This window comes from Rossellomorea vietnamensis, assembly GCF_008180415.1.
Lineage (GTDB): Bacteria > Bacillota > Bacilli > Bacillales > Bacillaceae_B > Rossellomorea > Rossellomorea vietnamensis_C.
Genome location: NZ_VTEI01000007.1, coordinates 121604 through 135523 on the forward strand (window position 1 = coordinate 121604; position 13920 = coordinate 135523).

Genomic DNA, 13920 nt, shown 5'->3' on the forward strand with positions numbered 1-13920 from the left:
TTTGAAGTATCCCAACTTCAGATATAAAAGTAAATAGAATCGCTAAAACAAGACAAAAATCTCCAGTCTTTTTTGTCAAAGGGGCTCCATTATGACAATAAACAACAAAATCCTCAATCTTATCAAGATTGAGGATTCTAACAGTCATTCAATAGTCGCCCACATCTCCTTGGGATTCACTTCATAGATACCATTCTCTCTATACATATAATGATTTATAATAAATTCCCTTCTAATAGTCGCATAATCTTCGTGGAATTTTTTGATGTACTCATTAATCTCCTTTTCTTCATACTTTACACCAGGCTTTAACCCTTCCATCAGATGCTCAAAAACAAATAATTTCTTTTTCCTCTGAGCAGGAATTCCCTTTAATGTTCCATCATTAGTAAAAAAGTTATTTAAGACCTTTTGTTTTTCTTTTTGCCGCTTCTCCATTTCTTCTTCATCCCCCTTGCTTTCTTGTGCCATATTCATAAGCACATTTCCATGATGCTTGATGACCTTTTTATTCAAGTGATAATACAGTGAATTTTTGTCCCTGAGAGAATATACGAGGTTGATTTCTCTCAATTTTGTTAAATGATGTGAAATTGTTGGCGCAGTAAGCCCCAGTTTGCCGGCAATCGCCAAACCATGAAGAGGCCCTTCTTTAAGAAGCGTGATGATTTTAAGCCTTGTTGGATCTCCCATTGTTTTATAAAAAGAAACTTGTTTATCAAGCTGCAACATAATCCCCCTATCTAATTCGATATATATCTAATTTAATATTCATCTAATCAGTTGAAATTGTCAAGGATTTTTTCCATTTTTATATTTAAACAATTACACTCACAGAGTTTTCATCCAGGAACACCTATATCTCTCCCGCTAATACAGTCTTGTTTTCGTATTGGCTGGTGCGGCTGGATGCACACTGTATAAAGGACTTTTTTAGGAAAGCGGGACATGTAATAGTATGCAAGACGGAGCTTTTAGATCGTTGTGAAGAAATAAAAAAAGCCTCAAGAAGAGACTTAATCATTTACCAACTTAGTATCAAATTTTCATTAAAGCTCTTTTCGTAAACTTTGTTGCTATTTGATACAATTCCGAAAAAATAATGCTATTACGAAGATGAAATCTGGTAACACCCCTAAAAAAGAGCTGTTCTTCCCAACTGGAGTCAAAACTCTTAGTATACGGGGAATAATCCGGCTCCTGGGATTTTTCCGAAAGTAACAATATATACGAAAACAGCCTTTTAATAATACCTGCCCTTTAGATTTTCATTGGACTTTTTCAGTGGCATATCATTTATAATATAATCTTTTCAACCTGCAGCAATACTTCTTTTTTGTCCACCTGTTTCCCCGCATAGCCAGTCAGTGTCCGATTCTTTCCAATCACCCTGTGGCACGGGATAATGATCGGCAGTTTATTAGCCTTGTTGGCCTGTCCTATAGCCCTTACAGCTTTGGGATTATCAATTTTATCTGCAATATCTTTATAGGTGCAGGTACTTCCGAATGGAATTTCGCATAAAGCTGTCCATACTGCTTCTTGAAAAGGCGTACCGTTTAACTTTACCGGCAGATCAAATGTCTCTCTGCCCCCGGCGAAATACTGTCTCAACTGCTCTGCTGTCTCTTGGAGAATCTTATTCTGGCTTTCAGATTCCCTATCAGTAACAAATTCTACTTTTACAAGAAAATCATCTTCTGATGTAATTCTTACATTACCTACAGGACTTGAAACCACCATACTTTCCGTCTTCAAAAACCTCATCCTTTCTTGATGGGAAAATCAATGTGAAAGGTCGTTCCTTTTCCCAGTTCACTTTCCACTTCAACTGTACCCTCATGCTCTTCCACAATCTTAAAGGTCACCATCAATCCGAGACCCGTTCCCCTCTCTTTAGTGGTATAAAACGGTTCTCCAAGTTTCTTGATTTTTTCTTTGGGTATACCAATTCCTTCATCAGAAATGGAAATTCTCACTTTATTTTCTTCTATTTCTGAAATAGCAATGGAAATGGTCCCTCCTTTCGGCATCACCTCAATCGCATTCTTCACGATATTGATAAATACCTGCTTTAACTGGTTGGGTTCTGCAAAAATGCTTGGAATCTCAGTATTATACCGTTCCTTGAATTGAACATTATGCATAACTGCCTGTGCATTCAGAAGTTCCAAAGTGTCCCTCATGATCTTCGCAAGGTCTGTTTCCTGATACTGCACAGCCTGAGGCTTGGCCAGAATTAAAAATTCCGTAATGATGCTATCGATTCTTTGAAGTTCTGATTTTATAACATGAAAATACATTTCATGGTCTTTTCCCATACTGCTTTCGAGAAGCTGAATAAACCCTTTTAATGCCGTCATCGGATTTCTGATTTCGTGAGCGATCCCGGCGGCAAGTTCTCCAACAACAGACAGAGTGTCCGATTTTCTCAGCTGGTCTTGAAGTTCCACTTTTTCTGTTATATCTCTTATAACGGTAAGATTCAAGTTGGAAAGCAAATTATATTTGGAAGAAAGCTCTAAATGTTGAAGTCGTTCCTCATCTATCTTAATCAATTTGATATAATTGGCATGGCCTTCTTCCTTCAACTTTAACTGATAGTCAAGATATTCTTCGTCTTCATTCTCTTTTATCATAAAAATATCTTTTATATCACTGCCGATCAATCTGTCTTTCCCTATAGAAAGAATTTCCAAGGCTACCGGGTTTGCATCGACCACTTGGCCCGAATGGTTGGTAAGCACCATTCCATCCAGAGTGCCTTCGAAAATTTTCCTGAACCGTTCTTCACTTTCTCTTAGACTCTTCTCCATTTGATGCCTTTCACTTACATTCCGGAATATGGTCATATTATATCCATCCACCGAGTGAAGTTTTGAGGTGAATTCCAAGTGCTTCAATTGATTGTTGGGCATCAGAAACAAAATCTCGTCACGGACAGCTCCTTTTGCCTTTAATTTATGGGTGACTGACTCAAACTTATGCATTTCCAGGGGATAGACGAAATCCTCAATCTTTTTTGTCAAAATTTCAGAAAGTGTACACTCAAAGATCTTTAAAGCGGAACGATTCGCACGGAGCACCCTGCCATCCTGATCCCAAAGAACGATTGCATCAATTGCTTCTTCAAACAGATCTTTAAACAATTCCTCACTGCGTTTCAGCTGGATTTCCATCTGTCTCTTTTCCGTGATATCCCGCAGGATTGCCATATGAAGCTCGTGATTCACATAAGGAGTCGTTGTAAACTCTACAACAGATACACCTTCTGAATGTGTGATCGGCATCTCTCCCCGTGCCTGTCTCCCTGAATCTAGAAGTTCTTTTATTTTCACTACTTTAAAGTGAAAGTTTTCAGGAATAAAAGAGGCGACTCTTCTATTCAGTACATCTCTTTTTTGGAGATTCACCTGCTTGCAGAATGCCTGATTGACTTCTTTTATGTTTCCCTCCTTATCAAATAGGATGATTCCTTCTGCTGCCTGCTGGAAGATGTTATTTAACATGTGCAGATTCATGTGATCATTTCTTTGCTTCTCTCGTTCACTGGTTATATCTCTGAGAAAAAAGAAGGCAAAATCACTCTGTTTAATCTTGGTTATTTTCAACTCGATATGTTTAATGATCCCTTCTTCTGTAGTCATCAAAGTCTCATCTTCTATCTCCCCTCCTTCCCTCACAGCATTTTCATAATGTGAAAGGATAGGAGACGGAACGGCTTGAAAAAATCTGATGAACGATTGATGAAGAAGACCGCTTCGGTCCATTTCAAATAAATCCAGTGCTGATGAGTTAGCTTCTATAATAATCAAATCGCTATCCACGATCAAAATCGGATTGGGAGATGCAGCCAGTATTCCCCTGAAGTCTATTGTATCCAACGGACTTATTTCTTCATCAGATTTGAATGTTTGTTTGTTGGTCATTGCTCTTTCCTCCTATTTACCATACATCTTTACCTACAATAATAGTATCTTTCTTCTGTGTCAGTTAGTTTACAAGGAAATTTCAGAATATATCGATTGCATTATTTATAGTTTAAGAAAGGATTGAAAGGGTATTTTTAAGTTATATTTTTGGTATCGTAATGAAGGAGTTTTCTCTTACCAGGCTCCCTTGCTTGATAACCAGAGTGGAATAATCAAAAACATCTATTAAATCATCTTTCAAATAATGGCTGTTTTCGATTATTTGTTTCTTTCGGATATTCCCGGATACTAAGAGTCTATCTCTTATCGGGGAAGAGCAGCTCTTTTCGTTTCGATATTACCCTATTTTTTCCTTCTAGAGATTGATATTTCTTCGGAATTAGTATCAAATAGCAGCAAAGTTTCCGAAAAGAGCCTAAATAACTCAAAGTTGGTGAACAGCGTGAAGACAACCAGAAATTATTACTTTGACAATGCCAAGGTCATCCTGATCTTCCTGGTCGTATTCGGCCATTTTATCCGTTCTTTCATCGAGAACGATCCCTATGTTCTGGCATTATATAAAACGTTATATACCTTCCATATGCCAGCCTTTATAATTGTTTCGGGCTTCTTTGCCAAAGGATTTTATAAAAAGGGCTATATACCGAAGCTGTTTAAAAAACTGATAATGCCTTATCTGCTTTTTCAGGTAATCTATTCTATCTATTATTATTTCCTTTACAATAGGAACAGTCTGACTATTGATATCTATGACCCTCAATGGTCCCTGTGGTTTCTGCTGAGCTTATTCTGCTGGAACATCCTGCTGTATCTCTTTGTCCGGAAGTGGAACTTAACCAGGAACAATGCTTTATTCATAGCTTTTGCGGTCGGAATTGCCATAGGATTTATCGATAGCATCTCGAATTACCTCAGCCTTTCAAGGACTTTTGTTCTTTTTCCGCTGTTCCTTCTAGGCTATTATTTGAAGAAAGAGCACTTTACAATGCTCAGGTCGAATAGAGTTCGAATTGCTTCGGCAGTCATACCGGCAGCCGTATTCATTTTCATGATCTCAGTCCCGGAGTTTTCAGATAAGTGGCTGCTTGGCTCAAAATCTTACGAGCAGCTTGGCGGAAAAGATATTTTCAGTCCTCTGTCAAGATCAGGTGTCTATCTTCTAAATATCATCATGGCTTTCAGTTTTTTCTCTTTTGTTCCAAAGAGCAGGCACTTTTTTACTAAATGGGGCGCAAGCACGCTGTATGTTTATCTGATACACGGCTTTTTCGTTAAGTTTTTCAGAGAGAGCCCTTATACGGACCTGCTGCCTCCGATCCAGTCGATTTTCCTGCTTACGGCCGCATCATTTATATTGACCATCCTTTTATCAAGCAGGCCTTTGACCTCTTTAACCCAGCCGCTGATAGAATTAAAAACCAGTAAACTTTCCCGGCTGCTGAATGACCTTAAGAACAATAAAAAGAAATATACTGAGGACATGAAATATTAAATATCCTTTCAACAACACCAAACTAAGACCGGCATTTGCCGGTCTTTATTTTTGGCTCTTTTCGTAAACTTTGTTGCTATTTGGTACTAATTTCAACAAAATAACCCTATAACGTAGACGAAATCTGGCAAAACCGAAAAGAAAAGAGCTGCTCTTCCCGTTAAGAGTTAAAACTCTTAGTATCCGGGGATATCCGAAAGCAACAATATATGCGAAAACAGCCTTATTTTTATACATATTCTCATTCTCCCTCCCAAATTCCTTCATATATTTTGGAAATAGGACAAAATACTGAATAACATTGAGTTTGGGTTCATGCTTGGGTACAATGTTAAAGTAGCTTTTGGTGACAGGCTGCGCCCGCCACCTCAATGATTTACAATTAATGATTAAAAATTCATGAAATAGTTGATCTATGAAGGAGTTTATAAATGAAGAAAGCTGTATTAAGTACGTTGAATGCCAAGTTCATCCACACGAATCTTGCCATCAGAAACCTCAAGGCATTTGCAGAGCCCGAACACCATGTGGAAATTACAGAATATACCATTAAAGACCCTCTCATGAACATCGTGTCTGACCTTTATACAAGAAATGCAGATGTAATTGGATTCAGCTGTTATATATGGAATATTGAAGAGACGATAGCTGTGGTTAAAATGCTGAAAAAAATAGCACCTGAAACGGTCATTATTTTCGGCGGCCCCGAGGTATCTTATGATGTGCCTTACTGGATTGAACGGCTGCCAGAAGTTGATTTCTTTGTAATCGGAGAAGGTGAAGAAACGTTCAAAACGTTACTGCATCAGATTTATGGAGAAAAAAACTGGACTGAAGTCAATGGGATCGGCTATTTATTAGAAGGCAAAGTGAAAATCAATCCGCAGCGTAATAAGCTGGATTTAAGAGAACTGCCCTCCCCGTTCAGGTTCGAGGAAGATTTGAGCGACCTTTCGAAGCGTGTCACTTATATCGAAACGAGCAGAGGCTGTCCTTTCCGCTGTCAATTCTGCCTTTCCTCCATTGAAGTTGGCGTTCGCTACTTTGATAGAGAAAAAGTCAAAGAGGACATCAGGTTCTTGATGGAACATGGCGCTAAGACAATTAAATTTGTTGATAGAACGTTCAATATCAGCAGAAGTTACGCGATGGAAATGTTCCGTTTCCTGATTGACGAACATCTTCCTGGAACTGTATTTCAATTTGAAATTACAGCGGATATCATGCGTCCAGAAGTTATTGATTTCCTAAATAAAGAGGCACCAGCTGGTTTGTTCCGATTTGAAATCGGCGTCCAATCAACTAATGATGAGACAAATGACCTCGTTATGAGAAAGCAGAATTTCAGCAAGCTGACTAGAACGGTGACCATGGTCAAAGAAGGGGAGAAAATTGACCAGCATCTTGATCTGATTGCGGGGCTTCCTGAGGAAGATTACCAGTCCTTCCGCAAAACCTTCAATGATGTGTTTGCTATGAGGCCGGAAGAACTTCAGCTTGGTTTTCTTAAGATGCTTCGTGGTACAGGCTTAAGAATCAACGCTGATAAGCATGACTATATTTATATGGATAATGCTCCATATGAAATATTGGGCAATAATGTTCTCAGCTTCGATGATATTGTGAGAATCAAACAAGTGGAAGATGTTTTGGAGAAGTACTGGAATGACCATCGTATGGATCAGACCGTAGAATATCTTGTCACTCATGTATTCGAGACTCCCTTTGATTTGTTCCAGAGCTTTGGTTCGTATTGGGAGGAGCGTGGATGGTCCAGAATCGGACACCAGCTTGAGGACTTGTTTAAGAGGCTGCAGGAATTCCTTTCGGTGAATAATCCAGAGTCACTTCCGACACTCGAAGCGATCATGAAATACGATTATTTGAAGAATCAGCGTTATAAACCAAGAAAGGCATGGTGGCAGTCACAGCTGGATAAACGCAGCCGCTCTGAGATTTATCAGTCGATCCTGAGGGAGCCATCTGCCTTCGGTAGCGAATTTGTCACATTAGGCCTTAACGAGAAAGATTTGCATAAGCACACCCTTCTTGAAAAGCTCCCTGTAACACCTGCAGTTTCCGGGTTTGAAGCTGAGCCTAGCTACCTTCTGGCTTACTATGATCCGGCCACAGGAGCGGCACAACTCTTTACTGCCCATGAAAACTCTCTGCTTCAAGAACAAAATTAAATATATCAGTAAAAGCCCCGCTCTCTTCTTTCGGTTGATTGCGGGACTTTTGCATAACAAAACGTATATTCTTTACCACTTTAAAGTGCTGAAAGGGACAGTCCCTCTTAGTGATTTAGCGCTCGAAAGTTAACCGGCTATTTCAGTGTAGAATCCTCAGATGACTTTCTACCGCTTAGGAATACCCGCTTCCTTAGCACTTCTTCTTGTTCTCCTGTTTCTTATTTGCCTCTGGAATTTCAAAATGTTTGGCTGAATTGAAATCGCCGAACTCTATTCCGAATTCTTCCTGAAAACTTTGCTTTTCAGATGATTTCAGTTTGCGGTTATCTTTCATCATTCATCCTGCCTTCTCTTCCATGCTTTGAATTTCTGTTTTTAGCTTTTGCTGGATCCTCTTCCTGTGCAAACTCAGCGCTGAAGTCCTTCTGTTCTGCCAGGTTCTTTCTCGGTGTTTTATTGTTTTTATCTGCAGCATCGTATTCAGCTTTTCTCTTAGCCATGTTGGTCAGCTCCTTTTTTGTGAACTAGGGTTTAGTTTTTCCGGTCTGCCTTTTTTTCATACAAAATGAAACCGCACACCCTTACAAGATAGACATGCGAAAAATTACCACTCATTTTCTTTGACATTTTAGAAAAGATAACAATAGAAACAAAATAAATTAATGAGGAGGGAAGCCACAATGGCTAGAAATTCAAATAAATTATTAGTTCCTGGTGTAGAACAGTTCATGGATCAGGTAAAGTATGAAATCGCAGAAGAATTTGGGGTTACACTTGGTTCTGATACAGTTTCCCGTGCAAATGGTTCTGTAGGCGGCGAAATCACCAAACGTCTTGTAAAACAAGCTCAAACACAGCTTAAAGGCCAATAATTTAATATAGATTTGGATGAAAAAACAAGGCTGCGCAGGCAGCCTTGTTTAGTTTCGATTTCCTTTTTCCTTATCATTTTTAGGACCGTGATGTTCATTTCTGTCATTTTTCCGCTCATTTCGATTCTCTTTTTCCTTGCCTCTCTGCTCTTCTTTCTGTTTTGGCCGGCTGCTGGAGCTGCCATTGCTTTTCTGCTGTTCTTTTTGTTTATGTGGACTGCCATTGCCTCTCTTCTCTTGGGTATGAGATGGAGGGGAAGCCTTGTTTTCAGAAGCATGAGGAGTATGTCCTTTGCCACTCCCATTATTTTTATTACTATCCTCTTTCTTTATTTCGGAAGCTCCGTTATGGGATTTAGTACCCTTCGTCCCGGGATTTGCTTCGCTTTTACCCTTCTCTGCTTGTTTTTCTTTAGCATGAGAGGTTTTTTTATCTTCTTTTGATGGTATTTCTCTAGGCAGATCTTTTCGGTCGTCCGCTTTTGAATTTTTTGTCTTTGAAGGAGAAGCAGGAGCTTTTTCTTTTATTTCTTTAGATTCTTCTTTTTGCTTTATTAACTGCCCGGCCGTCATACCGGCAGCTGCTGCTTCTTCTCTTACTTCATAACTGGAGTCGATTAAAGAGATGGCGACAGTATCTTCTTTTAATTTTTCTGTTGAAAAGCGCTTGATTGCTTCTTCAATGGAACTCTTATCCCTTGTCTTTGCTTCTCTAGTAAATACTGTCGTTACAGTTACCTTTTTCTCGTCATCCATATACCCTTCCTTAGAGCTGAGATCGATGATTTCGTCCGTAACAGCGACGATTGACTTTCCTTCAGGATCAGCCATTTGCTGCAGCATTTTCCTGGCTTCTTTATTAAACGCTTTGATATCCACCACCTCTTTGTCTTGATCTATGCTCAATTCAAAGCTGGGATTGATGTCAACCGAGACATAGGCAAAGACCTCAGGCTCTTTGAAAATGGGTGAAAAAATGAATAAGAACAGCATCAGCATGGCGGCCGCACCAGTAATAACAGGTTTGATCCGAAGCTTCTCTTTCCATTTATGAAAAAGCCCGGGGGTATTTCCGTCACTGGTTTGAGGAAAGAAGGTCAACTCCTCACCAATTTCATACTGTACAGTCGGCTGCTTCTTTGTTTTGATAAACTCGCCTTCAGGTGTCATCATGACGATGGTATTGGGTTTAACCTCCATAACGATCCCTTTTTTCATTGATTCATCCGCCCTTTTAAGTAGTCCTTTAAAAAATAGAAGTCCTCCATGATGATTATGGAAATAGCAATAATATATTTTCTGTTTCTCTCAATCGTTTTTCTGCTGAAGCCTACCTGTTTTTCCAGCTGTTTTATCGGCAGCCTCTTCTTGTCTTGCAGATAGTGGATGAGTGCCGGTGTGGACACCACTGTATTCGCTATTGATATGGCATTGATTCTGGCGTCTTCATGTTTTGGAGAATGGCTGACAAGATCCTCAAAGCTGAGGGAATACTCTTTTAACTTTTTTGTAAAAGCTGCAATCTCATCTTTTCTATCTGAGGCTTCTTTTCCTCTGGTATACTCCTCAAGTGACAACGCGTCAGTAATTGTGTTCCGGGTTTCTCCTTCATCACTTTCGACGTTTACATCCACACTGATGTTTTGATGCCTGCCATTGGCTCTGATATAGTCAATGACTTTTCTTTTTATAATTACTTCTGCAAAGCTCAGAAACGATGCTCCGCGCTCGCTGTTATATTTGTAAATAGCATCATGAAAGGCTATAAGACCAATGCTGAATTCGTCATCGCTTTCGTATATGTACCTTTTGCATACAGAAGAAACAGCTTTCTTGATAAATGGCTTATAATCTTCCAGTATCTGATTCAATAAATCTTCATTCCCATTTTGAATTTGGGCTGCGGAAGATTCCAATGTTTCTTTTTTATTTCTTTTTGCCGAAAAGATCATTAATACATTCAGCACCAGTCTCACCCCACTCCAGCCTTAATTATATCATGTTCAAAACAAAGCTGAAGGCAATTGATTAGGGAAAAAGCTGCCTGCCCCTGACAGATTAAACCCGCTGGGGCAAGGCAGTCTTCCTGGACTAATGTCTGCGCATTAAATTCTGGGAAGTGATGAGGTAATCTTTAATGATTGCTGTTGCCATTGTTCTCTTTATTTCCATGGCCCTTGCCTTTATTTTCTTTATGTTCCTTCTTGCCTGCCTCTTTTGCCGCTTTACGCTCAGCTTTTTGTTTCTCCCGTTCAGTTCTCACTTTTTCTTTCTGTACCTCATGGTTCGCCTTGATTTTTTCTTTTTCTGCATCACGTTCTGCTTTGAGCCTTTCTCTTTCCATTTCACGCTCTGCTTATTTTTCTCTTTATCAGCTTTCTGCTCTTTTTCTGCCTTTTTCACAGAAGGAACTGGTATTGAAGCTTGTGCTTCTTCTGTTGAATCTGCTACTGTCTCTTCTTCAACCGCTGGTTCATCGCTTTCCTTTTTTTCTGCTGACTTTACGATTTTTGCTGCCAGTTTCGCATAGCTTTTTTCAATATTTTTCTTAAGAGCCGCTTTCGCTGCAGGGTTTTTCACTTTTTCCATTGCTGCTTTGAGAGCAATGATATTATGTACCATAACTTCTTCACGCTCATCATGGGACTCTTCCTCTTGTTCTGTCTCTTCAGTCACTTCCCCGGTAAGAGTTTCCTCTTCGATCTCTTTCTCTTTCTCTTTCTCTTTTTCTTCTTGCTCAGCACGATCATCCTTTAAATCGACATCATCAGTGTCAGCAGGCACTTCCTTGTCCTCATTAGCAGTATCAGATTCCTCTATTGCTTCTAGTGCTTTTTCAATTGTTTCTATCCCCTTATCTTCTTCTCCTGCTTCGAATAATGCCTGAGCTTCAGCCAAGCGCTCCGAAGCAAATTGAGCTAAAAGTTTGGCTTCCTTCACTTCATCCGCTGTAAATGCCAGCTTTACTTTTTCTAAAATAAGCTTAGCAAAATAAAAGAAATCTCCCGGCAATAATGATGGAGATTCCTGGACCTCTTCCAAAGAGTCCAATTCTTCTTGAACTGAATCCATAACAGCTTCATCATTCACACTGACATTGGATTGGTCTTCAGTACCGTCTTGAAAATCAAATGTTTCGATAGTTTTGTTTACATTCGCGAATGTACTAGAAAATAAAAAGGTTCCAGCTGCGAAAATGGCTAACGATGTTCTTTTTAATTATGACTGTTTTGACAATGTGTTCACCTCATAGATTGGTTTTCAAGCGATCGCTTCACTACAAAGTTACGGATGTAGATGTCCTCTTTTGGGGGTGTTATTATTCCTTTCTTTTGTTTTCATCATTTCGGGCAGTTAGTCTGATGGTTGTTTAATCTGTGCTTTTTTAATAGCTTTGGAATTTTTCATGAAAAATTTAGTGAAACCTCTAAAATAACCTGTAGTGACTAATGAAATTTGTTCAACCAGAGTTATGCAAAAAGGAGCAACTGCTTTATTTAGGCTTTAAGGCAAGAAAAAAGGACCTATGTCCACTTCAGACAAAGGTCACAGGCTTTCATTTATTATCGGTGCAGCTGCAGTTACTGACACCTTCACCTTTGGATAATTAAGTCCTATAAAAACAGCTTTTTATCGCATACAGTACAAACTTCAGGTTCGAAGCAGTAAGTATTTTAGAAGCAACCCGGCCCCTACACCAGGCAAGACACAAAGCATCGGAAAAAAAATTGGTCCGATAAAAATTTCGTTGATGAAGACCTTAGGTGATACCATCAACCCTGTAGTGACCGTATAAGCTGTAAATACGAAGGGCAGATAGGAATACTTCCCTCTTTCCCCCTCAGCACTCTTAAACGCATCCCACATGGCAAACATATATAAACATGGATAGAACATAAGCCACTGGTAATCAATCACCTGTGCGGCTAATCTGGTTTCCCCTAGAAAGCTTAAACGGATAGCTTCATTAAAGTTGCTCTGAACATTAATTAAAAATTCCAGTGCCACAAAGAAAATTCCTTTGATAACTGAATTTTTTAAAAGCTGTGGAAAACCGGGAAGTGCAATACTCCACAAGATGGCTTCGAGCTTACTAATCGTTTTTTTATGCATCCACTCTCATTCCATCTCCTCCAAAATGTCTCACTGTCCTTAGTTTGCACAGAGATGGAAGTCTTATTACTTTTATTTACAAGCAGAAAAGAAGTAAACCCTCTAATCCTTGTGCTATTTCTAAATTTAATCCACCATCACATGATAATGCGGATCATTACGGTTCTCTTTGTAGAACTTGACCATGCTCCCCATTGTTTCCAAAAAGTCAGTGCAGACAATCCCTGCGGGGTTTAAATCCCCTAATGCTTCTGTGCAGTCAAATGATCCATTCCAGGAAAAATAATCGAGCGCTTCTTTTTCAACTTTCAAATATTTTCGGACAGGTGAGAGCTTCAATGAGGCAGAAGCCAATCGAAGCGGAATACTTCCTACCGGTTTTTTTCTGTTCAACTCCCATAAAATGGAGCTGTAAATCTCCTTCACCTTATACGGGTGGGGATCTGTCAGGTGATAGGTTTTGCCGACTGCATTGGATAAATGCCCCAGATAAATGGAAGCTCTTGTGATAAATTCTACCGGAACGATATTCACAAAACTACCGCCATCTCCTATAGCCGGAATGATTGGTAAAAAAGAAAGACGGCTAAACATGTTCATGATAAAATATGGACCATCAAATTTACTTGTTTCACCAGTATCTGATCTTCCTTTCACAATGCCTGGACGGAATATAGTGACAGGCAATTTTTCTTTAAGTGAGTCTACGAGGCATTCTGCTTCAAATTTTGTTTCTTCGTAATGATTGTGAAAGGCTGCCGGCCTTATCAATTCAGATTCCAATAGCTTGCCTTCCCTGTCTCCGGCAACAAATGCCGTGCTGAAATAAACATATCTCCTCAGGCGCGGCAGTCTCAAACAAAAGCGACTTATGTTCTCTGTTCCAATCACATTCACTTTATAAGCGGCCTCATGGGCAACGGACAAATCATAAATAGCGGCCAGGTGCCAGACATATTCAACTTCTCCTTTTAACTTTTCCTGAATAGAAGAGGTTAAATTCAAATCTTCCTGTGTGATATCTCCTTCAATTAAAATAATCCTCCCGCTGACTCCCTTTTCTTTTTCAACCTTGCTTGCCTCTAGGGCAGCCTTTTCTTTCATTGATGGTACATGAAGACAGTAAAAAATATCATTATCGCTTAGCATTTCCTTGATTAATTGATTGGATATAAACCCAGGGAATCCAGTTATAAAGTAGTTTGCCATGCTTCTGCTCCTTTTTTTGATATTTAAAAAAACAAAAAAACCTCAAGACTGAACGGACCGCACTTGTCCAATCTTGAGGTGATGAAAAATCCTTAGTGAAATTTCAT

The 13920-nt window shown here is 39.3% G+C and carries 14 protein-coding genes; 3 read left to right on the forward strand and 11 right to left on the reverse strand.

Translation table 11 applies throughout. From position 1 onward, the window contains the following. Positions 1-144: 144 nt before the first annotated feature. From FZC78_RS14335 to FZC78_RS14345, 3 genes are all read right to left on the reverse strand, one after another. A complete protein-coding gene (locus FZC78_RS14335; RefSeq protein ID WP_148940860.1) occupies positions 145-729 on the reverse strand; it encodes a metalloregulator ArsR/SmtB family transcription factor in 585 nt (194 codons plus the stop codon). 567 nt (positions 730-1296) lie between these two features. Continuing rightward, positions 1297-1758: a methylated-DNA--[protein]-cysteine S-methyltransferase gene (locus FZC78_RS14340; RefSeq protein WP_435874125.1), complete on the reverse strand. Its 462-nt coding sequence runs from the start codon at positions 1756-1758 to the stop codon at positions 1297-1299. A 5-nt stretch (positions 1759-1763) separates the two neighbouring features. Further along, complete coding sequence (locus tag FZC78_RS14345; RefSeq protein WP_148940552.1) at positions 1764-3929, reverse strand: PAS domain-containing sensor histidine kinase; 2166 nt, start codon at positions 3927-3929, stop codon at positions 1764-1766. A 445-nt stretch (positions 3930-4374) separates the two neighbouring features. Here FZC78_RS14345 and FZC78_RS14350 point away from each other — a divergent pair, with 445 nt between their 5' ends. Continuing rightward, on the forward strand, positions 4375-5427 hold the full coding sequence (locus tag FZC78_RS14350; protein WP_148940554.1) for an acyltransferase family protein: 1053 nt from the start codon (positions 4375-4377) through the stop codon (positions 5425-5427). A 431-nt stretch (positions 5428-5858) separates the two neighbouring features. After that, positions 5859-7616, forward strand: a complete 1758-nt coding sequence (locus FZC78_RS14355; protein WP_148940555.1) for a B12-binding domain-containing radical SAM protein — start codon at positions 5859-5861, stop codon at positions 7614-7616. 193 nt (positions 7617-7809) lie between these two features. On the opposite strand, the gene FZC78_RS23725 is transcribed toward FZC78_RS14355, so the two are convergent. Next, on the reverse strand, positions 7810-7956 hold the full coding sequence (locus tag FZC78_RS23725) for a hypothetical protein (protein ID WP_187444953.1): 147 nt from the start codon (positions 7954-7956) through the stop codon (positions 7810-7812). Further along, on the reverse strand, positions 7943-8119 hold the full coding sequence (locus FZC78_RS23730; protein WP_187444942.1) for a hypothetical protein: 177 nt from the start codon (positions 8117-8119) through the stop codon (positions 7943-7945). The genes FZC78_RS23725 and FZC78_RS23730 overlap by 14 nt, the downstream gene beginning before the upstream one ends. A gap of 180 nt (positions 8120-8299) precedes the next feature. Between FZC78_RS23730 and FZC78_RS14360 the strand changes: the two genes are divergently transcribed. Continuing rightward, a complete protein-coding gene (locus tag FZC78_RS14360; protein WP_148940557.1) occupies positions 8300-8491 on the forward strand; it encodes an alpha/beta-type small acid-soluble spore protein in 192 nt (63 codons plus the stop codon). Positions 8492-8539: 48 nt separating this feature from the next. Here the strand turns inward: FZC78_RS14360 and FZC78_RS14365 are convergent, their stop codons facing one another. From FZC78_RS14365 to FZC78_RS14390, 6 genes are all read right to left on the reverse strand, one after another. After that, positions 8540-9709, reverse strand: a complete 1170-nt coding sequence (locus tag FZC78_RS14365; protein ID WP_148940559.1) for an anti-sigma-I factor RsgI family protein — start codon at positions 9707-9709, stop codon at positions 8540-8542. Next, positions 9706-10458, reverse strand: a complete 753-nt coding sequence (gene sigI, locus FZC78_RS14370; RefSeq protein WP_148940561.1) for an RNA polymerase sigma factor SigI — start codon at positions 10456-10458, stop codon at positions 9706-9708. Before sigI ends, FZC78_RS14365 begins: the two co-directional genes overlap by 4 nt. Positions 10459-10625: 167 nt before the next feature. Then, a complete protein-coding gene (locus FZC78_RS24600) occupies positions 10626-10754 on the reverse strand; it encodes a hypothetical protein (protein ID WP_286365501.1) in 129 nt (42 codons plus the stop codon). Beyond that, a complete protein-coding gene (locus FZC78_RS14380; protein ID WP_148940565.1) occupies positions 10751-11563 on the reverse strand; it encodes a DUF5667 domain-containing protein in 813 nt (270 codons plus the stop codon). Before FZC78_RS14380 ends, FZC78_RS24600 begins: the two co-directional genes overlap by 4 nt. A gap of 579 nt (positions 11564-12142) precedes the next feature. Beyond that, positions 12143-12604 carry a hypothetical protein gene (locus tag FZC78_RS14385; RefSeq protein ID WP_148940567.1) on the reverse strand — a complete coding sequence of 154 codons (462 nt, stop codon included), beginning with the start codon at positions 12602-12604 and terminating at the stop codon, positions 12143-12145. A gap of 126 nt (positions 12605-12730) precedes the next feature. After that, positions 12731-13813 (reverse strand): SDR family oxidoreductase, encoded by a 1083-nt coding sequence (locus tag FZC78_RS14390; protein WP_148940569.1) that lies wholly within the window; start codon positions 13811-13813, stop codon positions 12731-12733. Positions 13814-13920 lie beyond the last annotated feature (107 nt).